Source organism: Mesorhizobium sp. M1338, from assembly GCF_040318045.1.
Classification (GTDB): domain Bacteria; phylum Pseudomonadota; class Alphaproteobacteria; order Rhizobiales; family Rhizobiaceae; genus Mesorhizobium.
The window spans coordinates 251,807-272,862 of record NZ_JAMYLL010000002.1; the positions used below are offsets into that span (position 1 = coordinate 251,807).

At 62.4% G+C, this 21,056-nt stretch carries 19 protein-coding genes; 17 read left to right on the plus strand and 2 right to left on the minus strand.

Features of this window, described 5'->3' with window-relative positions:
• From tssB to NKH19_RS03235, 17 genes are all read left to right on the plus strand, one after another.
• Complete coding sequence (gene tssB / locus NKH19_RS03155; RefSeq protein ID WP_352981769.1) at positions 1–540, plus strand: type VI secretion system contractile sheath small subunit; 540 nt, start codon at positions 1–3, stop codon at positions 538–540.
• A 3-nt stretch (positions 541–543) separates the two neighbouring features.
• The gene (gene tssC, locus NKH19_RS03160; RefSeq protein WP_352981770.1) at positions 544–2,049 is read left to right on the plus strand and encodes a type VI secretion system contractile sheath large subunit; all 1,506 of its coding nucleotides are present in this window, start codon (positions 544–546) and stop codon (positions 2,047–2,049) included.
• Positions 2,050–2,094: 45 nt separating this feature from the next.
• Positions 2,095–2,556 (plus strand): Hcp family type VI secretion system effector, encoded by a 462-nt coding sequence (locus tag NKH19_RS03165; protein WP_352866777.1) that lies wholly within the window; start codon positions 2,095–2,097, stop codon positions 2,554–2,556.
• Entirely contained in the window at positions 2,543–3,298 is a 756-nt protein-coding gene (gene tssE / locus NKH19_RS03170; RefSeq protein ID WP_352981877.1) for a type VI secretion system baseplate subunit TssE, read from the plus strand. The genes NKH19_RS03165 and tssE overlap by 14 nt, the downstream gene beginning before the upstream one ends.
• 1 nt (position 3,299) lies before the next feature.
• On the plus strand, positions 3,300–5,174 hold the full coding sequence (gene tssF, locus NKH19_RS03175; RefSeq protein WP_352981771.1) for a type VI secretion system baseplate subunit TssF: 1,875 nt from the start codon (positions 3,300–3,302) through the stop codon (positions 5,172–5,174).
• Complete coding sequence (gene tssG, locus NKH19_RS03180) at positions 5,138–6,205, plus strand: type VI secretion system baseplate subunit TssG (protein WP_352981772.1); 1,068 nt, start codon at positions 5,138–5,140, stop codon at positions 6,203–6,205. The genes tssF and tssG overlap by 37 nt, the downstream gene beginning before the upstream one ends.
• Complete coding sequence (gene tagH / locus NKH19_RS03185) at positions 6,202–7,674, plus strand: type VI secretion system-associated FHA domain protein TagH (protein ID WP_352981773.1); 1,473 nt, start codon at positions 6,202–6,204, stop codon at positions 7,672–7,674. Before tssG ends, tagH begins: the two co-directional genes overlap by 4 nt.
• A gap of 3 nt (positions 7,675–7,677) precedes the next feature.
• Positions 7,678–8,130: a type VI secretion system lipoprotein TssJ gene (gene tssJ, locus NKH19_RS03190; protein WP_352866768.1), complete on the plus strand. Its 453-nt coding sequence runs from the start codon at positions 7,678–7,680 to the stop codon at positions 8,128–8,130.
• A 39-nt stretch (positions 8,131–8,169) separates the two neighbouring features.
• The gene (gene tssK / locus NKH19_RS03195) at positions 8,170–9,504 is read left to right on the plus strand and encodes a type VI secretion system baseplate subunit TssK (protein WP_352981774.1); all 1,335 of its coding nucleotides are present in this window, start codon (positions 8,170–8,172) and stop codon (positions 9,502–9,504) included.
• A 4-nt stretch (positions 9,505–9,508) separates the two neighbouring features.
• Positions 9,509–10,831 carry a type IVB secretion system protein IcmH/DotU gene (gene icmH / locus NKH19_RS03200; protein WP_352866766.1) on the plus strand — a complete coding sequence of 441 codons (1,323 nt, stop codon included), beginning with the start codon at positions 9,509–9,511 and terminating at the stop codon, positions 10,829–10,831.
• Between the two features lies 1 nt (position 10,832).
• Positions 10,833–14,369 carry a type VI secretion system membrane subunit TssM gene (tssM, locus tag NKH19_RS03205; protein ID WP_352981775.1) on the plus strand — a complete coding sequence of 1,179 codons (3,537 nt, stop codon included), beginning with the start codon at positions 10,833–10,835 and terminating at the stop codon, positions 14,367–14,369.
• Positions 14,351–14,893: a type VI secretion system-associated protein TagF gene (tagF, locus tag NKH19_RS03210; RefSeq protein WP_352981776.1), complete on the plus strand. Its 543-nt coding sequence runs from the start codon at positions 14,351–14,353 to the stop codon at positions 14,891–14,893. The genes tssM and tagF overlap by 19 nt, the downstream gene beginning before the upstream one ends.
• A gap of 117 nt (positions 14,894–15,010) precedes the next feature.
• Positions 15,011–16,069 (plus strand): DUF2169 family type VI secretion system accessory protein, encoded by a 1,059-nt coding sequence (locus NKH19_RS03215; RefSeq protein WP_352981777.1) that lies wholly within the window; start codon positions 15,011–15,013, stop codon positions 16,067–16,069.
• On the plus strand, positions 16,066–17,121 hold the full coding sequence (locus tag NKH19_RS03220; protein ID WP_352981778.1) for a beta-ketoacyl synthase N-terminal-like domain-containing protein: 1,056 nt from the start codon (positions 16,066–16,068) through the stop codon (positions 17,119–17,121). The genes NKH19_RS03215 and NKH19_RS03220 overlap by 4 nt, the downstream gene beginning before the upstream one ends.
• A complete protein-coding gene (locus tag NKH19_RS03225; protein ID WP_352981779.1) occupies positions 17,121–18,056 on the plus strand; it encodes a DUF4150 domain-containing protein in 936 nt (311 codons plus the stop codon). The genes NKH19_RS03220 and NKH19_RS03225 overlap by 1 nt, the downstream gene beginning before the upstream one ends.
• Complete coding sequence (locus tag NKH19_RS03230; RefSeq protein ID WP_224660830.1) at positions 18,050–18,583, plus strand: SMI1/KNR4 family protein; 534 nt, start codon at positions 18,050–18,052, stop codon at positions 18,581–18,583. The genes NKH19_RS03225 and NKH19_RS03230 overlap by 7 nt, the downstream gene beginning before the upstream one ends.
• 2 nt (positions 18,584–18,585) lie before the next feature.
• Positions 18,586–19,572, plus strand: a complete 987-nt coding sequence (locus NKH19_RS03235; protein ID WP_352981780.1) for a type VI immunity family protein — start codon at positions 18,586–18,588, stop codon at positions 19,570–19,572.
• Here the strand turns inward: NKH19_RS03235 and NKH19_RS03240 are convergent.
• Positions 19,559–20,626, minus strand: coding sequence for a HEAT repeat domain-containing protein (locus tag NKH19_RS03240; RefSeq protein WP_352981781.1), 1,068 nt, complete (start codon positions 20,624–20,626; stop codon positions 19,559–19,561). The two genes, NKH19_RS03235 and NKH19_RS03240, sit on opposite strands and share 14 nt — an antisense overlap.
• Positions 20,626–21,054 carry a DUF6484 domain-containing protein gene (locus tag NKH19_RS03245; protein WP_352875723.1) on the minus strand — a complete coding sequence of 143 codons (429 nt, stop codon included), beginning with the start codon at positions 21,052–21,054 and terminating at the stop codon, positions 20,626–20,628. The genes NKH19_RS03240 and NKH19_RS03245 overlap by 1 nt, the downstream gene beginning before the upstream one ends.
• Positions 21,055–21,056: the final 2 nt, after the last annotated feature.

A 21,056-nucleotide genomic window follows, 5' to 3' on the forward strand; every position in this document is an offset into this window, starting at 1 on the left:
ATGCCAGCCGAAAGCAAAGCGAAGGTTATCGAACGAAATCGCGCGCCGCGGGTGCAGATCGCCTACGACGTGGAAACCTACGGTAGCCCGACGACGATCGAACTGCCGTTCGTCATGGGTGTGATGGCCGACCTTTCCGGTGCTTCGCAAACCAAGGAAGCGTCAAAGTCGGTGCTGGACCGCTCCTTTGTCGAGACCGACGCGAACCGCTTCCCCAAGTTCATGGAGGCGCTCGGGCCTCGCGTCAAAGCCCGGGTGAAGAACACGCTGCCGCAGGCCGAAGGCCAGCAGCGCGACGAGGAGCTGGCGCTCGATCTTACATTTTCCAAAATGGGCGATTTCGCTCCGGACAAGATCGCCGAGCAGGTGCCGCAACTGGCCGAAATCCTCAAGATGCGTCGTCAGCTAGAAGAGTTGCTCGGCTTCATGGATGGCCGCGTCGACGCCGAAAAACGCATTGCGCAGCTTCTGAACAACGAGCCGCTGCTTGGCAAGATCGCCAGCCAGGCACTCGCCGACGACGACAAGACACGGGAGTAAATCATGGCCGAACAGCAAAAGACCGCCGCAGTCGCCGCCGAGGCCGAAGCAATCGACCTCGGAGAATTCAGCGGGCTCCTCGAGAAGGATTTCAAGGTCAAGAAGGACGACAGCGAGAAGCTGCAGCAACTCGTCCGCAATCTCGCGCTCGCGGCACAGTCCCGTTCCGATACCACGACCATCTCGTCCAATGCGATCAAGTCGATCAAGTCGCTGATCGCGGGCATCGACAAGATGCTGACGACACAGGTCAACGAAATCCTGCATGTGCCGGAAGTGCGCGAAATGGAAGGCACATGGCGGGGTCTCTGGTATCTCATCAACAACACCGAGACGGATCAGAAGCTGAAAATCCGGGTGATGAATATCTCCAAGGAGAAACTGGCCGACACGCTCGAAGACTATGAAGGCCAGATGTGGGACCAGAGCCCGATCTTCAAGAAAGTCTATACGGACGAGTATTCCATGCTTGGCGGCGAGCCGATCGGCTGCGTCATCGGCGCCTACGAATTCTCGAACCATCCGCGCGACGTCGGCCTGCTGCGCAATATCTCCGGCATCTGTGCTTCGGCGCACACGCCGTTTATCGCAGCCGCCTCGCCGCGCCTGTTCCGCATGGACAGCTGGCAGGAATTGCCGAACCCGCAAGACCTGCAGCAGATCGTCTCCAACCCGGCCTATGCCTCGTGGCAGTCGCTGCGCGAGAGTGAGGACGCTCGCTACATCGGCCTGACCATGCCCCGTGTTCTGGCCCGGCTGCCATATGGCACGGATACCGTTCCGGTGAAGGGCTTCACCTTCGAGGAAGAGGTGCAAGGCGATCACAACAAGTATGTCTGGATGAACGCCGCCTTCCCGATGGGCGTGAACATAAATCGCAGCCACAAGCTCTATGGCTGGGGCACGCAGATCCGCGGCGTCGAGAATGGCGGCACGGTCCTCAATCTGCCGGTGCACAGCTTCCCGACCGACGACGGGTCGATCGCGATGAAATGTCCGACGGAAGTCGCCATCGACGACCGCCGTGAGGCGGAACTGGCCAAGCTCGGCCTGATGCCGATCCTGCATCGAAAGAATACCGATCTCGCGGCCTTCATTGGGGCACACTCACTGCAGGACGACGAGACACGGGCGGGACGGCTGGTCGATCCCGACGCGCAGTCCAATGAGCGGCTGAGCGCCAACCTGCCCTACCTCTTTCCGGTCTCGCGCTTTGCGCACTACCTCAAGGCCATTGCGCGCGACAAGGTCGGCTCGTTCAAGGAGCGCTCCGACATGCAGATCTGGTTGACCGAGTGGATCAACCGCTACGTGCTGGCCAACCCCGCCTTTGCCGACGACAAGGCGCGCGCCAAGCGCCCGCTTGCCGCGGCCGAGGTCCAGGTGGACAGCGTGGAGGGGCGGCCGGGCTATTACAACGCCCGCTTCTATCTGCGCCCGCATTACCAGCTGGAGGGCATCAATGCCTCGCTCCGACTGGTGTCGGAACTACCGTCCGTGAAGACTTGATCTGCAGCAACAACATCTTGGTTTTGAAAGCGGTGGAGAAAGACAATGCCCACAGGTACCAAAATTGATGGCTTTCTGAAAGTTCCGGATATCAAAGGCCCAAGCATTCGAGACGGACATGAGGACGAAATCGAAATCCATGGGGTCGACTATAAAATAGTCGCGCCTTACGATCCGAATTCGCTCTCGCGCCGCGGCCGCGTCTCCTTGGGAATGATCAAGTTCACCAAGCATTATGACAAGTCTTCACCCTATCTGAAAAAAGCACTGTTCGAGAACAAGGCGCTGGACGAGGTGGTGTTTTCGGCGCGCCGCACCATCGATGGCGAGACCAAGGATTACCTGGTCGTTACGCTCACCGACGCCTCGATCATGGAATACGACATGTCGCAGGCCGAGGATGAGGAAGACCTGATCGAGGAAGAGGTCAGCTTCGCCTACAAGAAGATCAAGTTCGTCTATGACGACAATGACGAAATCGAAATGGATGTCTATGTCGGCAAGTGAGGGCCGGCGGCCCGACGCGGACAAACTGCAGGTGGGCGGTAGTTCGCGAGCAAAACGCGAAGCGGTCCAGCCCTCACTCTGGGACCGCCTCGTAAACGACCTGCCGGGCATGACCTCCGAGATAGACGGGCTGCGCCGGGCGTTGCAGGAAGAACTCGGCCTCGACCGGCTGGAGACACTGGTTGCGGGCAGCGCGCGGCTCATCGATGCCGATGCGGAGCTGACGGCCGATCAGAAGCGGCGTCTGCACCGCCTGGCCTTTCAGACCCAGCACCGCGTAGAGATGGAAAATCGCGGGGTGGTCGTGTCGGCCCGCGTGCTCAGGGAGGCCGTGCGGCGCGATATCGAGGCTCTGTTCAACACCGAGCGCTTCGAGGCTGTCCCGCTTCTTTCCGATCTCGAAAGCGAGCAGGCAGGGGACAACCCGCCGTCGCTGGCCGATTTTCCGGAGGTGCGACGAAGCGTGCTGAACTATGGCGTGCCTTCCTTCTCCGGCCGTTCCTCCCGCGACTTTGATCGCGAAGCCCTGGCGCGTGAGATCCGCTCGGTGCTTGCAACGTTCGAGCCACGCCTCAAGGAAAGCTCGACGAAGGTCACGGTGACGCTTGGCGACAAGAGCGTGGGTTTGAAGATCGAGATTGACGCGGTGCTGATCATGACGCCGACGCCGGAGCGCATGCGCCTGCGCACCACGATCAATCTCGATAACGGCTTGGCGCGGACCGAATTTAGGGAGGCCTGAGATGGATCGGGTCTTCGTGGAATACTACGAGGAGGAACTGACCCATATCCGTGCGCTGGCTGCGGAATTCGCCGACATGCATCCGGCGGTGGCGCGCAACCTGTCGCTCGACACGGTCCCGTGTCCGGATCCGTATGTCGAGCGGCTGCTTGACGGCGTCGCTTTCCTCGCCGCGCGCACCCGGCTGAAGGTCGATGCGGAACGCTCGCGGTTTTCACGCAGCGTGCTGGACGTCCTCTATCCCGATCTGGTCACGCCGGCGCCGGCAACGGCGATGGTGGTGCTGAAACCCGGCCAGCAGGTCCAGACGATGGTTGCCGGCCATGTCGTCAAGCGCAATACCCGGCTGGTTTCCGGCCTGCAGCCCGGCCTGTCGACGCGCTGCACCTTCACCACCGCCCAGGACATCACGCTGTGGCCGATAGCGGTCACTTCGGTAAGCTATTTTCAAGATCGCAGCGCGCTGGCGGCGGCCGGCATAGCGCCGATCGGCGGTGTTGGTGGCGAGGCGGCACTCCGCATCGTGCTGGCTCGGACCGGAAAAGGCAGGCTCGACGAACTGTCGCTCGACCGGCTTGATCTCTACTTTGCCGGACGCGCCAAGGCGCCACTGCTCTTCGACGCGATTTTCGGCGCCTGCTCGGCCGTTGGCGCACGCGCGGAAGGCAAGACCAATCCCCTATCGCCCTTGCCGGAACCCGAAATGATCGGCATCAGCGACGACGAGTCCCTGATGCCTCGTACCCGTCCGACATTCGAGGGGTACCGTCTGCTGCGCGAATATTTCATGATGCCCGAGCGCTTTCACTATGCGCGAATTTCCGGGCTGCGGCCCGTCGTGCGCCGATGCGCGGCAGGGCTGGAGATCATCTTCATGTTCAGGCGCCCAGTACCTGAACTTGCCGATCTGACGCCGGCTGATTTCGAACTTTTCGCGACGCCGATCATCAATCTCTTCGAACGTGAGTGCAACGTCATCGAGCTCGATCCGCGCAAGACGCGCCAGGTGCTGCATGCCGACCGAACGCGGGCGCGCGACTTCGAAATCTACCGGGTCATCCGGGTCGAGGACGCCGACACCGGGGGCGGCGATGCCGAAATTCCAGAGCTCTTCAGCCTGGGTCAGAATCGCGGCAGCGGCTGGGTCTATTCCACAGAGCGGCGCCCGCGCCGCGCGACGGAAGAGGAGCGGCGCGACGGTCTGACCCGCACTTCTTACACAGGGGACGATGTTTTCCTGGCGATTTCCCGCCCGGTGGAAAGTCAGGCGAACCGGCCGCTGAAGCGTGTCGACATCGTGGCACTTTGTACCAACCGCGATCTGCCTATCCTCGATGACAATCCTACCTTGACGCTGGAGGCCGGCGATCCGGTCGAGACGGTGCGGCTTCTCGGAGCGCTGCGTCCGCCTCGCCCGGCCATTCCCGCGGCGTTGCCTTCGGGCGCGGCGGGCGAATCCCGCGCCGACAATCTCGCCTGGCGGCTCGTGGCGCAGCTGGCGCTCAACTTTCTCAGCCTCGCCAAGGAAGGTCGCGGCGTCGATCCGCTGCATGCGCTGCTTGATCTTTATGCCGACCGGGGAGATCCGAGCCTTGCCCGCAACGTGCATTCGATCGTTCGCATAGACTCGCGGTCCGTGATCGAACGGCTGCAGATCGGCGGGCCAATGTGCTTTGGACGCGGCACGGAAGTGACATTGCACGTGGACCAGTCGGTTCTGGCAGGGCAAAGCACATTGCTGCTTTCGGCCTTGCTGGCGCGGCTGTTTGCCCGTCATGCCGGAATAAACGGCTTTGTGCGAACCCGCACGCGGCTGCTGCAGAAGCAGGAGGATGTGCCATGGCCGATGACGCCCGGCAATCGCTACCTGATCTAGACACGGTCGACCCGATCCAGGCCGAGGGACTGTCCGACGCGTTCGACTTCTTCGAGCTGTTGCGCCGGCTCGAACGGCGGGGCGGGGCGTTCGGCTATTCCGGCCCGCCGGCACGCGAGCCGGCAAGGCTCGGACAGCACGTGCGTCTGAGTTTTTCGGCCAGGGACGTGGTTGAATTCCGCGAAGCGAACGACAAGGCTCCAGCCAGGGTCACGGTCGCAAATCTCGGCCTGATGGGACCTGAAGGCCCCATGCCGCTGCATTTGACGCGCTGGGTGCTCGATCGCCTGTCGCAGCGCTGGTTTACTGGCGCTGACGCGCGGCAGACCAGTGACACGACATTCGTGGACTTCGTCAACATTCTGCAGCACCGCATGATCGCCCTGTATTATCGGGCGTGGGCGGATGCGCATCCGGCGGTACAGGTCGAGCGCGCGATCGGTGGACGCGTTCGCGCCATGCTTGAAGCCATGGCCGGAATCGGACTTCCCGGCACCCAGAATACCGATCTCGATACGGTGAAGCTTCGCCAGGCGGCTTCGCTCGCCAGCCAGGTCGATGGCCCGGAACGGCTGACGCTGTTCCTGGCGGAAGCGTTCAAGGTGCCGGTTCAGATCAAGGAGTTCATCGCCGCCTGGATAACCATACCAACCGGGCTCCAGACCCGCCTTGCCAAAGCCTATGCAGGGCTCGGCCGGGGGGCGACGATCGGCCCACGTGTTTTCAACCGCCAAAGCAGGATCGAACTGCGTGTGGGCCCGTTGGGGTACGAGGAGTTCAAGGCGTTCCTGCCTGGCGGCCAGCGGCTCAAACTGTTCGAGCAAGCCGTTCGCGACATGGTTGGGGAATCGCTCGACGTCGATCTGCGCATCGTGCTTGCGGGTGAAGCGGTGCCGCCGCCGCGTATCGGAACGGTACAGCTCGGCCGGACCGCCTGGCTTGCGCGGCCCGCTGAAAGGGGCGATGCTGACGACATGCGGCTGCGGACAATCGTCGGATGGCGGCCGGAAATGGCGGAGGTCGCGGCATGAGTCTGCTGCTGACGCTGGAGCAAGGGCCACGCACCCAGGCGGTACGGCAAACCCGGCTGGATGAGGGTGAGCTGGTGATCGGCCGCAGCACGGATGCAGGCTGGCAGATCGACGATCCCGACATGTTCGTTTCGCGAGCGCATTGCAAGATCTCGGGCGGACGAGATGGATATTTCATCACCGACACGTCGAGCAGCGGATTGTTCATAAACGACTCTGACAGCCCTCTGGGGGCCGGCAAGTCGACGCGCCTTCTAAGCGGCATGCGGCTGAGACTGGGCGACTACGTCGTACATGTCGACCTGCAGACGCCTGCCGCCCAGGCACCCACAGCCGGCCACCCGATCCCGGAACGCCCACTGCCGGCATCCCAGGCGCCGGCGAGCATCAGCAGCGATGACTTCTTTTCCGCCAAGGTCGAAGAAGAGCCCCGACGGCCACGTCCGGCCGATCTGCCGAACCCGTTCGAGCAGCCGGTTGCGGGCGCGTTCGAGCGTGCTGCCTCCAGCCAGCGTAGTTCGCCTGCTTTCGATGACCCGTTCAGCCTCGATCCGGTTTCAACGCCTGTGTCGAAAGACACCGGCCCTCATCTCGAACCGGGCGTCGCGGCGAGCCAGACGGACCCATTCAGCCTCGACCCAATGCCGTCCCTTAGCCGCGGAGCCCAACTCGCTCAGGGAAAGCCGTCCGATTTCAACGATGATTTTGGTTTCGGACCAGCCGCGGCGACCGGTTCGGCAAATGGCATCGGCTCGGCCGGACAGCGCGAGCGCATCGCCCAACGACCACAATCCGCCAATCCCTGGGACTTGCCAGTACAAGCGGCTGATGTCCCGTCTCCAGCGCGGGCAGGCGCCGCTCCCAAATCCGCCCGCCTGCCTGCGGCGGCGCAGCCGGGAGACATGGCGCTTCGCTCCGCGTTCCTGCACGGCATGGGCGTCGAGGAAGCCGATTTCCCTGGGCGCGACAGCATCGCGGAGATGGAGAAGTTTGGTCGCGAATACCGGCTGATGATGGAAGGCCTGATGCAGCTTCTGCGCAAGCGGGCCGAGGAGAAGGGAAACGCGCGCGTCGCCCAAACCATGGTCGGCGCTTCCGAGGTCAATCCGCTCAAGTTTCTGCCGACGGTCGACGACGCCATCGTCACGCTTATCGCCGAGCGCAGTCCCGGATTTCTCGCCGGCGAAGCGGCAATCGCCGACGCGATTCGCGATCTCGCTCAACATCACGTGCGCGCCTGGCGAGGCGTACAGGGCGCCTTGCGGCGGATGATCGACCGTTTTGACCCGACAGCGATCGAGGAAGAGCTGAAATCGAATTCCGCGATCGGCACCCTGCTTTCGGGGGGACGCGGCGCCAAGCTGTGGGAGCTTTATCGGAAACGCCATCGTGAAATCGCCGAGAGCGCGGAAAAAAGCTTCCTGGGTGAAATCGGCGCTGATTTTCGGGATGCATATGAGGAGGAGTAAGACATGATCGATCGACGCGAATTTGTCGTTGCCCTGGGCGCGACCGGACTGCTTACGGCTTGCCAGAGTGGACCGCCGAAACCATCCGTGATCACCGTCAAACTGACCGGCGGGGCCGGCATGAACCCTGGACCAGGTGGCGGCGACCGGCCGGTGACGGTCCTCGTGATGCGGCTGCGCAGTACCGGGAAATTCAATTCCGCCGATTATTTCGCGCTGCAGGGGGATGCCGGCTCGGCACTCGCAGGCGACCTCATCGGATCGGACCAGATCGCCGTGGGACCGGGAAAGACCGCGTCCAAGACCATCACGGTCGAGCCGGACGCGACGGCGCTGGGCTTCGTTGCGCTGATCCGCGAGCCGGGCGGCCGGAACTGGCGGACAGCCAAGTCGGTGTCGCCGGGATCACAATTCACGGTCAACGTCACGCTTGGCAGCGGCGGCATTTCCGCCTAGCGGCCAGGGCAAGGGGAGCTCAATGCAGAGAGTAGCGGCATGAGCGATGCAAACAGGGTGCTGTGGTCGGAAGGTCTTTTCCTGCGGACCCAGCATTTCCAGCAGCAGGATCGCTTTTTCGAGGCGACGGTGCGCGGCGCGTTGCAGGCCGGGCAACTGCATACGTTCGGCTTTCAGCTGCTGACGCTGGATCAGGCATTGCTGGAGGCCGGCCAGATCTCGATCCTGTCGGCGCGGGGCATCTTTCCGGACGGGACACCCTTCTCCATTCCAGACATGATGGACGCGCCGCGGCCGCTGCCGGTCACCCCAGACACGGGCGCCGGACCGGTGCTGGTCGCCTTGCCGCTGGAGCCTCCCGGCGGTGTCGGCTTCGATCCGGCACATGCCGCCGCTTCAGGAGCACGATATCATGGGCGGATCGTTTCGGTGCGTGACGCCGTCCAGGGCGGAGCAGATCCTGAAGAAATCGAAATTGCCCGTCCGCAAGCGCTGCTGTTGGCGCCCGGCAAGTCGGTCGGCGGCTACACAGCCTTGCCGATAGCCGACCTCAAGGGGGTTCGAGCCGACGGCGGTGTCTCTCTGGACGAAACCTTCCTGCCGCCGACACTGGTTACCGGCGCGGTGGCCTGGTATCGGCAATTGCTTCTGGAAGTTGTCACCGGCCTCGACCAGATCGCCGAGGCGCATGGCAAAATGGTCATGGGTGGGCCTGGGCGCAGCGTCGAAGATCTGCTGATGCTCAATCTCGCCAATGCGGCGCGTCCGCGGCTGGCCCACATGCTGGCGCAAGATGTTTTCCATCCGGCCGAGCTTTACCTGGAGCTTGCAGGGCTCGCCGGTTCGATGGCGACATACGGATCGAGCGCTCGGCGGCTGGGCGAATTGCCCGCTTACGATCATATGGCGCCCGGCCCCGCCTATTCGGCGCTGGCGGATGCGTTGCGCTCGCTCATCCTCAGCCTGCGTTACATCGAACCGAAATCGCGTGCGCTGCCTGTCATGCGGCATTCGACCAATGTCTGGAAAATCCGCATCGACAACCCGAAGCTGCTGGTGGCCAGCCGGATCGTCATCCGGGTCGGTTCGGAGCTGTCGGAGGACGCACTGCGCAAGATATTCGTCAACCAGGCGACGGTCGGCTCGGCCGACCAGTTCGAGGGCCTGTGGAAATCGCGTTTGCCCGGTATTCCGCTGAAACCGCTTCATTCCCAACCGCGCGAGATCCCCTACGATGGCGATCGGCTATGCCTTGAGCTGGACCAGAAAAGCGAGCATTGGGCGTCGCTGCTTGATGCTCCCGGCTTCGTTATCGGGGTTTCGGGCGTCTTGCCAAGCGAGCCGCAGGTGGACTGCTATTCGGTGAACAGGTGAGATCATGAGCCGCGATGATCCTTTCGGACTGTCGGAGGATCGCGAACGCACTCGCATACGATTGACCGGCGCGCCGATGCCGCGGCCGATGGCGCCGCTCTTGCCGGGCGCGGCGGTAAAGCGGTCTCGCACCCACCCGAACGCGCTTGTCAACGCATTCGCGCCCCTGCTCGAATTCGCTCCCGAGCTTGAAAGCGCGCTGCCGCCGGAGAATCCGGAAGCGCTGCGCACCCGGCTGCTCGAAGAACTGGTTCGGGCACGCGACACGGCAATGTCGACGGGGTCCTCGATGGAGCGGGCCGACCAGGCAGCCTGGGTCGTGGCGGCGTTGCTCGACGATCTGGCCCTGAACACGCCATGGGGCGGAGCCAGCGCCTGGCCGCGGCAGCCGCTTGTGGTCATGCTGCGCGGCGACGTCGATGCCGGCACGCAGTTCTTCACGCGCCTCGACGAACTGGAGCGCCATCCCAACCGCGATCGCGAATTGCTTGAACTGCAGTATGATTGCATGGCGCTCGGTTTTCGCGGCAAATATCGCGTGCCTGGGCGGTCAGGCGACCGCTCGCTCAATGCCGTACGCGTGGCGGCGGCCCGCTTCCTGCGCGATGCCGACGCCGAAGGCGCGCCGCTCTCGCCAAACTGGAAGGGCGTGATCGCCTCCGACGAGCCGCGGCGCTTCACCGTTCCGATCTGGGTCATGGCGCTCGGTGCGGCGGTTGTTGCCACGGCAATCCATATCGGGCTGTCGATGGGACTGAGCAGCCAGGCGGTCGAGCTTTCCGCACTTGTTCGCGCGTTGCCGCCGCCTACGCGAGGCGACATCAGCCGTACGTCGCCCAAGGTCGATGCCCCGCCGCCGGAGAAAGTCGATTTTGCGCTGCTGCCGGAATTTCAGGCCGGGGCCCCGGCCGGCCTCAAATCCGCCCTCAGCGGCACCGAGAGCGTCTCGCTGGCCAAGCTGATCATCCAGGCCTCCGACCCAGAACTGTTCCAGTCGTCGCGGCCACAACTAACCGAAGGCTTCGAACCCCTGATCGGTTCGATCGCCAAGGTGATCCTCGCCAATCAGGAGCTGATCGGGAACATCACGGTGGTTGGTCACACGGACAGCGTTCCTCTGCAGAAGACCAATCCGCTGTCGACCAACCAGCGGCTGTCCGAGGCTCGCGCCCAGACGATTGCAGACATGCTGGTCCAAAACGGAGTGCCACGGGACCGCGTTCATTCCGAGGGGCGAGCGGCCACCGATCCAGTGGCCAACGACAGCACGCGCCAGGGGCGAGCCTTGAACCGCCGCGTCGAGGTACTTGTCGAAAAGAGGCTGTGAGATGTTCATCCTGCGCTTCTTCTGGGCGGTTCTGACATCGCGCTGGCTGTGGACGCTGATCGGCATCACACTGCTTTCCCTGGTCATCTGGGTGTTCGGTCCGATCGTCAGGGTCGGTCCCTACGAACCGTTCGCCTCCGAGAACGTGCGCATCGTCATCATCGCGCTGCTGGTCATCTTCTGGCTGATCTGGCTGATCGTCGCTCAGCGCCGGGCGATCCGCGCCAACCGCATGTTCGTCGCGGAGATTGCCGCGCCGGCGGTGGAAAAGCCGCTCAGCCCCGGCGAAGAGAACGTCGCCGTCGTGGGTGCCAAGTTCGCCGAGGTGATGGCCGAACTGAAGCGCCGGAAGCTCGGCGGGCGCAAGTTTCTGCGCGAGATGCCCTGGTACGTGATCGTCGGGCCGCCGGCCACCGGCAAGACCACGGCCTTGCGGCAGTCCGGACTGAATTTTCCGATCGACCTCACCGACGACCTGCAAGGGGTTGGTGGCACGCGCAACTGCGACTGGTTCTTTTCCGAGAACGCGGTTCTGATCGATACCGCCGGCCGCTATGTCCAGCAGGAGAGCCAACCCGATGTCGACGCGGCGGAATGGCTGGGCTTCCTCGACCTTTTGAAGAAGCATCGCGGCCGCCGCGCGCTCAACGGCGTGATCGTCGCGCTTTCGATCGACGTGCTTTCGGAGGGCGACGAAGCCATCAAGGCACACGGCCGCAAGATCCGCCGCCGGTTGGCCGAGCTCAACGACCGGCTCGAAATCCGCCTTCCGGTCTATCTGATGCTGACCAAGGCCGATCTGATCAAGGGTTTCGAGGCTTTCCTCGGCGGCTTGTCGACGGCTTCGCGCGAGCAGGTATGGGGAACGACCTTCGCGCTGGATGCGCGTGTGGACGCCAAGACCATCGAACGTGAAATTTCGACGCTGGCGACGGAACTCGAGCGCCGGCTGGTGCCGCGCCTGGAGGATGAGGACAAGCTCGCCGCCCGCGCCGAGATTTTCAGATTTCCCGCCCAGTTGTCCAGCCTGTCCGAACCGATCCAGGTGCTGGTCGAGGCAATGTTCGGCGAAAGCCGGTATGAAGAGGCCGCATGGCTGCGCGGTCTCTATCTGACATCGGCGACCCAGGAAGGGGCACCTATCGACCGGCTGACCGCGGCGCTTTCGTCGTCCTTCGGCCTCCCACCACGGCGGGCCCTGCCCGTGCAACGGGTGGAGAAACGCAGCTTCTTCCTGAAGAACCTGCTCACGGAAGTCATCTTCAAGGAAGCAGGCCTCGGCACCTTCGACCCGCTGGCGCAACGCCGCCGCGCCTGGATCTGGCGGGGTGCGGCGGCGGCATGCGCGGCGGCGGCCTTGCTGGCCGGCGGGCTGTTCACCTGGTCCTATTTTGACAACCGCAACGCAATTACGGCCCAGGCGAGCCAGTTCGAGGCCCTGCAAACGCCGCTGACCTCTGCTGCCGCAAAACCGGCATCGGTGGAGCAACCCGCCATGGACGGGGCGCTCGAGGCGATGGACGCGGTCGCAAATGCCCGGACACCACCGCCGGGCGCTCCCCAGGATCTGCTGGGTCCATCGGCCTCGGCGGAACTGGTGCGGGCACAGGCGGACACGTACGATCATGCTCTGCGCAATGTTCTCGAGCCACGGATGGTCGCACTGCTCGAGGCGACCATGTGGCGGCAGATCCGCGACCCGGATTTCATGCTCGGCGCTCTGAAGACCTATCGCATGATGACGGGTCTTTCGCAGATGGATCCAGATTTCGCCCAGAACTGGTGGGTGAACAGCCTGCCCGAATTCGCTACCGCGGCACCATTTCCAACCGCCGACGCCGAAGAGCATCAGCTTGCCGCCATCCGCCGGATGGCGGTCGACGAAAGCTATATCGCGCCTGACCAAGCCCTGGTTGCCGAAGCGCTGAAAACAGTGTGCACGATTTCGCTGCCGGCGCGCGCCTACAAGCAGTTGCTGGCCGATCCGGCGGTGGCTGGGCTCAAGGAATGGATCCCAGCGAATTTCGCCGGCCCCAACGGCGCCAAGGTTTTCGCGCGTCGCTCCGACAAGACGCTTCGCGTCGGCATTTCGGGGGCGTTTACCTATGCAGGCTTCCATGACGCCGTTCTAGACCGTATCGAGGACGTGGCGGCACAAGCGGCGCTGGATCGGGCGGTCTTCGCCGGCGGCTGCGCCGAGAACTCCGAAACCTCCGTATCGGCACTGTCGGAGGATATCCTGAAGCTCTATTACGACGACTATGTCGCGCAGTGGGACAGCTTCCTGCGCGATATGAGGCTGGCGCCGTTGACCGATCTCAATGTCGCCAGTGAGAATCTGAAGGATCTCTCCAGCGCCGATTCAGCGCTGAAACGCCTGCTCACCGCGGTCGTTCAGGAGACCGACCTTACCCGGTCCGATGAAGCGCCGGCCGACGACAAGGCTGCGGCCAAGGGCGGCTCGAAACTGCTCGGCAAACTCGGCAAGCTTGGCAAAATCGTGAAAACGGGAGCAAAGCTGCTTCCACGCGCGGGCTCAGCCGACGAGGTGGATCTTACCGGCAATCTGGTGGCCGAGCACTTCAAGCCACTCAAGGGTGCAATCGCCGAGGTCGACGGCCAGCCACCGGCGCTCGACGCCGCGGTGGTGGCTCTGACGGCGCTGTCCAACGTGCTGCAGACGGTCACGGCCAATCCCGACCCCCAGGACGCCATCAAGAAGCAGGGCGGCCTCGCCGAGCTGACGGGGGCGGTCGCCAGGCAAGCGCAGATCCTGCCCGATCCGATCGACGACTGGCTCGGCGGTGTCGCCGGCGACACCAGCGGGTTGACGCAAAAGGCGGTCACCTCGGAGCTCAATGCCATCTGGCGCGCCGACATCCTGCCGTTCTGCCAGGCGGCGCTCAACGACCGTTATCCGTTCAGTCCCGAAAGCGCGGTGGACGTCAATGTCCGCGATTTCGCCCGCCTGTTCGGCCCGGCGGGTCTGATCGATGCCTTCATCAACGACCATTTGATCAGCTATGTAGACACGGCCAGCCAGCCATGGAAATGGCGTGCCGACTTTGGCCTCGACCCTTCGGCGCTTGCCGCGTTCGAGCAGGCCAGGCGGATCCGCGACGATCTCTTTCCCGGTGGCACGGGCCCGGTGATGAGCTTCACGCTCGAACCGAAAGACCTGTCTCCGAACGTCACGCGCGTGACGCTCAATCTCGATGGCCAGACCCTCGTCTACTTCAACAACGCGACGCGGCCGCAACCAATGACCTGGCCTGGCAAGGACGGCACCGGGGTCATCTCGCTCGCCTTCCAGCCTATCGACGGCTCACCCGAAATCATGCTCAACGAAACCGGCAGCTGGGCGTGGCTGAGGATGCTGCGCAGCGGCCGTTTCACCGGAACCTCGCTGTCCGATGTCTACAGCCTGCGCCTGGGGACGAAAGGCATGTACGCCGATTTCGAGCTCAAGGCCGCCAGCGTCGAAAACCCCTACAATCTGCAAATGTTCAAGAAATTCTCATGTCCACCGCAGATATGACTGCGCCCGGCTTTTACGGCAAGATTCCGGCGGCCGGCGATTTCGTGACGCGGCGGCTGACGGGCGACTTTGTTCGCGGCTGGGACCGCTGGCTGGCGCAGCACATCGTTCCGCTGGTCGGCTCGGAATTTTGGCCAAGCACAACCGCGCTGCGCTTTCTGGCTGGCCCGGCTTCCTTCGGCGCATCGGCAGGCATCATTTTGCAGAGTGCCGACAGAGTTGGCAGACAATTCCCTTTGAGCGTGGTTGCGCAGCTTGTCGAAGCTCCCAATCAACTCGCTGACGCCGAGGCGTGGTTTGCCGGGATCGAAGAAGCGGCCATCGCCGCCCAGCACGGCGAGTTGACGCCGGACGAACTGGATACAGTATTGAGCGGACTGCCGGTGCCGCCTGTCGAGGTGGACGACGAGGTCATCAGCCGCATGGTGATGTGGACCGCCCGTTCGGACATTTTCGACATCGATCCGCTTTCGCCGCAAACGACGCTGGAGCAAATCCTTGCCGCCAATTGGGAGACCAGCTGATGGGAGCGAATTCGACGATGTGTAAAACCCGGCACGGTCGCAGACCCGATCGATAGTTATTTCCAGGGCAGTCAAGGCCCGCTGTTTCATCATCGCGTAAAGGATGCGTGGTTTCGAATGTGGATATTGTCCAACGAGACGCCATTCGCCGCCCAGGAAAGCTGGACGCGTGACGAGCGCGGGCACGAGATCTGGCTGATTGCGATCAAGGCGTCTTTCGAGATCGATGCCGACGGCAAGCAGCGGCTCTTGAAGGACCAGACACCGGTCAATCTGGCGCCCGTATATGGCGCGGACCCGAATGAGCTTCTCGACGAGACGGACCTCAACCTGGAAAAGAAACATACCGACATTCTGGTCGACGGACATGTCTATGCGCCCGGCGGGCGTCCGCGCATCGAGAGCGCCGCGCGCATGAAAGTCGGCGACGTGGACAAGACCGTCAATGTCGTGGGCGATCGTGTGTTCATGCCGGGCGCGGTGTCGGTGCGGATGAGTCGGGCGGAAGCATTCACGAAAATGCCTATCAGCTGGCGCCGGACCTACGGCGGCACGGATATGGAAGCATCGACGCCGAACTGGGATCAGCGCAATCCGGTCGGTACCGGCTTTGCTGTCGATCCACAGCGGCTGATCAGCAAGACCGGTCCCAACTTCGAATATCCCGACGCTCCCTATCGCGACCACAGAAGCGGCAAACCGGCAGGTTTTGGGCCAGTGGCACGACACTGGCAGCCGCGTATGAAGTATGCCGGTACTTATGGTGATGACTGGGAGAAAACGCGCGATCCGCTTTTGCCCCGCGATTTCAGCCGCATGTATTACCAATGTGCGCCAGAGGACCAACAAACCAAGACGCCGCTCATCGGCTATGAGGATGTGCGGCTAGGTAACTTCACCGAGAATGGTTTTTGGCAGTTCCTTCTGCCGCGGATCACCTTCGAAATTACAACGCAGTTCTACAATCGTCCGGATCGCGAAAACGGTGAACCCACTATCCATACGCTGCGCATCAAACCTGACCTCAGGCAGTTCTCGATCACGTGGATGTCGACCCTGGCAGTGCCTTACGACGAGGAGCGCCTGAAGATGACTACCCTCAGGGTGCGTGAGCGTACCGGCATTTCGCCAACAATCGCGGCGACCGGGATCTGGCTAGCGGACGAAGACGAATGATGGTCAAGGGAGACACGATTGTCGTCGTGGGCGTGGGGGCGCGTACACCACTGGGTTTCGACGCGACCTCAAGTGCTGCGGCAGTCCGCGCCGGAATTTCCGCCATTCAGGACCATCCCTATATGATCGACCGGTTCGGCGAGCGGATGAAAGTAACTCGCGATACTGGCGTAGACGTCGATCTGCGCGGACCTGACCGGGCTGTTGAGATTGCAGTATCGCCGGCCATTCAAGCGCTAGGGCCGCTTCTGGGATCGGGCCGTGCCGAGGTTACGCTCATCCTGTCGACAGGTGAGTCCCGGCCTGGTCAGCCGGATGGTTTCGCCGCGCAAGTCGATACGCGGCTCCGTAAGCGGTTGGCGCAGCATGTCGCTCTGACAGGTGGGGGCTCGACCGCGGGCGGCCATGCCGGAGGCTTGCTCGCGATCTATCACGCTTGCAAGTCGTTGCGCGAAGGCAGGGCTAAATTCTGCCTCGCTGGTGGCGTCGATACATATCTCGAACCCGAAACATTGGAGTGGCTTGACGAAAACGAGCAGCTTCATTCGGAGGGCAATATCTATGGCTTCTGTCCAGGCGAGGCGGCGGGGTTTACCCTGCTGACGACGCTGGCCACGGCGCGTGCCTCTGGGCTTCACCCGCTGCTCGAAATCGTCGGCTCCTCGATTGCGAGTGAGGAAAACAGGATCAAGACCGAGACGGTGGTATTGGGCGAAGGCCTTGGCGCGGCCTTCCGTTTTCTGTTCCAAGATGGGCCGATCGATCCGGTCGATCGCATCATCTGCGACATGAACGGTGAACGCTATCGCGGCAACGAGTATGGTTTCGCGGTTATCCGCAACCCCGGGCGCTTCAAGGATGCAGCGGATTTCGAGACGCCAGCCGACTGTTGGGGCGATGTCGGCGCTGCGTCCGGTCCGCTGTTCGTGAGCTTGATAACCGAGGCCGAAGCGCGCAACTACCAGAATGGGCCGCTGTCGCTGATCTGGGCTAGTTCCGAAAAAGGCTCCCGCGCCGCCGTGCTGCTGGGTGGACCAAGGAGAGCCGCCTGATGCCCAGTCATATCGTCGTCAACAGCCTCGGCCTGACCTACAAGGGTACAATCGGCATTTCGATCGCGACGATTCCCGATGTCTGTAAGACGCCGACCCCCGGTGGCCCGGTGCCGTTACCTTACCCCAACTTCGCGAACCAGGGAACGCTGAAGGATGGAACGACGACCGTCTTTGCCAAGGGCGGCAAGATGATCGCCATCAAGGGCTCGCAATACGGAATGAGCACCGGCGACGAACCGGGCACGGTTGGTGGCGTGAAGTCCAACGTGTTCAAGAAGGCGACGGATTGGATCACTTATTCCTTCGACGTGAAGATGGATGGCAAGAACGCCTGCCGCCACACTGATAAGAAGTTTCATAACGACAAGAACACGGTCGATCTGGGCGGCAATCTGGACCCATCGACCTGGACTGACGACGACGGCAATTTATGCCTCGATTGCGCGAACGCAAGCTATGATGGCGAGGAACTCAGCAAGTGCCAGAAGGAAGAAATCTGCGGAAAGATCGCGAACTACGACGACGCAGTGAAAGGCAAGGGCAGCAGGACAGTCAAAAAGGCTGGAAAAGCATATAAGGCCAACCGCACAGCGGGTAACAATGCGTGCAAATCGATCAACCGCTACGCACGTGACGATCGGGGCGCCGGCGGCGTGGGGAAGCCGGAAGACATGGGTTTCCATCCCATGTCGAAGAAGTGTGCCGAGGAGACGCTTGCAGACGCGAAGGCAAACGACTTCAAGGGCTACAGCCCTGATCACATGATCGAGATCCAGCATAACGGGCTTCCGACCAGCACTAGCAATTTGGTTTGGATGTCGCAGGGAGCCAACGAATGGTCGGGTACCTGCATGAGGCAGTTAAAAACCAGCGGACCGAACAAGCACACTGGGGTCAAGGGAACCTGCTGTAAAGGAGATCAGAAATGCTGACGCTGCCCGAACTCATTGAACAGTTCCAACAACGAAGCAAGGAATACGATCTTCTGGCCCTCGACGAGAACCTGAGCGACCCGCCCAATCCGCCGGCTACGGAGCAGGACATTCGGCGTTTCGAGAAGGAGATCGGCTATGTCCTGCCCGAGGACTATCGCGCCTTCCTGCTTCTGCATGATGGGTGGCCCGGGTTTGAGGGCGATGCGCCACTGCTCGGCATAGGCAATCGCAATAATCCGGAGACGGTCAAGATACTGCGCGGACGTTCGGGCCTTTTCGATCAGTTCAGTGACGAGAATCCGATCAAGTCCGGCGCGCTGCCGATCCTGATCGCGCCGGGCGTCGACGACATGCTGTTCTATTTCCCAAAGGGGCCCGACGCCGGAAAGTTCGTGTCGTACGACAACGTCGATCGGGAAGACGTGTTCGACACATTCGCGGATTTCCTGCGTGATCGCATAGACACGCTCGACTACCTGATCCGGCAGGAAAAGGAGGGCGTCGATCCGGGCGAGGAAGATTAGCGATGTCGGAGACCCTGCTCGACCTTCAGCGCAAGATTGCGGACAATCTAGTCAGGATCGCGTTCGAGGTGACGGTGTATCCGTGGCGTGTGACCGTCCCGAACTTCGAGCGGATCGTCAGGATATTTCTCGCCTTCTGTCCGCCGGAACAGCTCAAGTTCTTCAGGATCTCGGAGCTTCCTGTCTGGTCTCGGCTTTCTGAGCCGGCCCTTACCCGTTCCGGACGTGAGGCGCAGGCGGACGGCACGCCGATGCCATTCTTCGAGCCGGTGCGAAAGCGGATCCGGGAAGACCGTGCCTTTGTCGCCCGGTTGTGGGACGGCCGTGAGATCGACAACCCACTTGGATCGTGGAGTCTGACAATCGTCCGTGAGAAGTATGCCGGTGAAGGCCTTTTTTCCTATGCTCGGGTCTTGGTGCCACTGGAATCCGACCCCAATGTGCTCGTCGCCCTGGCGAGGCAGTTCGCCGAAGAAATCGAATTGCTGAGCGGGCACGGCGGGCCGGTCTTTGGTTTCAATCCGGTGTTGCCCTATGCCGCCTTTACCAAGATTTATACCCACTCGCGCAGATATCTGGGCATCGACATCGACATGCTGGACATGTGTCCGAGGCACATGAAGCATCGGCTGAAGTCGCCGTGCTGGATAAATCTCATTGGTCACGCGTTCACCTCAACCAACGATCTGCCTTTGTCTCGTGGCGCCAGTTTCCAGGAATCCGGGATTCGTTCGACCCGGCAACGATTCGCGGACGTTCATGTGATCGGCAACAGGCCCGTGCCGCTCAATGTCAATAGGCAGGCGGAGGGCGCTTCCGGCTATCGCGCCTATGGGGAGGCCATTTCAGACTTCGTGCTATCCGAGGCCGATACGGGTCCGCTCGACGGCGAGGGGTTTTTCAACAACCCGGGCACAACGGACGACTGGCTGCATCGCTTTGGCAGGGCTTCGGCCTGGGTGCCGGACGGCATATTCAAGACAGGATAGAACCCCACCCCTTCACCTTCTCCGCCACTGGCACCTTCACGCCAAAATCCCCAAAGTGCTCCTCGAAGGCCGGGCCAAGCTCAGCCGGGTCGAGCGTGAACAGCCCGTCCACACTGCGCGCTTCCGGGAAGGTTTCCAGGAGCGCACCACCCGCCGCCACGGCAAGTGCAGGCGTGCGCATCTGATGCATCAGCCAGTGCAGGATCGTGCGGTCGCCCAGCATGCCCGCTCCGCGCACGGCGAGCGGCGCGGTCTCGGGTGATTTGAGCAAGCCGCCCATGAAGGCGCGTACCTCCGCTTCGGGCCCGGCCTTGACCAGTGCTCTGAGTGCCGCAAGCGCATCTGGTCCATTCGCCAGCACCTGTCTCTTCAGTTCCGGTTGCGCCAGATCGCCCGAGCCAAGCTCGTTGAGCGACCAGGCGCTCCATATCCGCACCCGTTCATGGTCCGCCTCAAGTGCTTCGGACATCTCTTGCACGAGGTCTGCCCGCTTCAATGTTCCGGCAAGGCGCAGGCTTGTGGCGCGCACGCGGACGTCGGGATCGCGAACAAGGCGGCCGAGCATCTGCTTTGGATCGACTCGATGTTCCAGGCAGGCGGACACGCCGAGAAATCGCTTGAAGGCATCCGGGGAGCCGATCCAATCGCGCACCAGCGGGGCGATCGTCTTTGCCTTGTGCCATGCCAGCGCGCCGATCAGGCCGTAGGCGTCGTCTTCGGATGTGCGGGCCATCTCTACCGCCTCGGCAATTTGGGAGCTGTCACCCTGCTCGATCGCCATCCATCCATAGAGGAACAATTCGCCCTTTTCTGGGAAGTCCTCATACGCCGCCACTACAAACGGCCAAGCGGCCGGTCCAGCGATACGCAGACCATCCAGGTTGGCTTCCAAGCGCCAGTCGATGCCGGCGACCACATGAAGATCCGGCGGATCATCCTCCATCAGCGTGTCGCGCTGCGCCCAGAAGAACGCGGCCTGCTCGGCGTGCTGTCTGACGACATCCGGTACTATTTGCCGCTGCTCCGGTGCCTCTTCTGGTTTCTGCGCCGCCATCAATTGAGATCGATCGAGCCGCCGCGGATGCGATTGGCGGCGCTCGCCTGGCTGGTGACATAGGTGCCGCGAATGGTGATGCGGCCATCTTTTTCCATGAGGATCGTCGCCTTGCCGCAGCGCAATTCGATGCGCTCTTCGCCGATGATGCGAACGCGCTCGCCGTCGCGCACGATTTGCGGCGCGGCGGTCTTGCGCGCCGGCTCGACAATGCGGCCGACGATCAGCGGCTTCATGGCGTCGCCCTCCTGGAACAGCAAAGCCACCTCGGAGCCGATCATATCGGCCGTCAGTTCGGCCAAGCTGCGCGCCGGCAAGGCTGTCTCTTCCGGATTGCCGGGAAACACCACCAGCGGCGACGCGGCATCGTCGAAACCGAGAAAGATGCCGATCACCACACCGTCAATGCGTTCGCGAACGTCGCTCATCG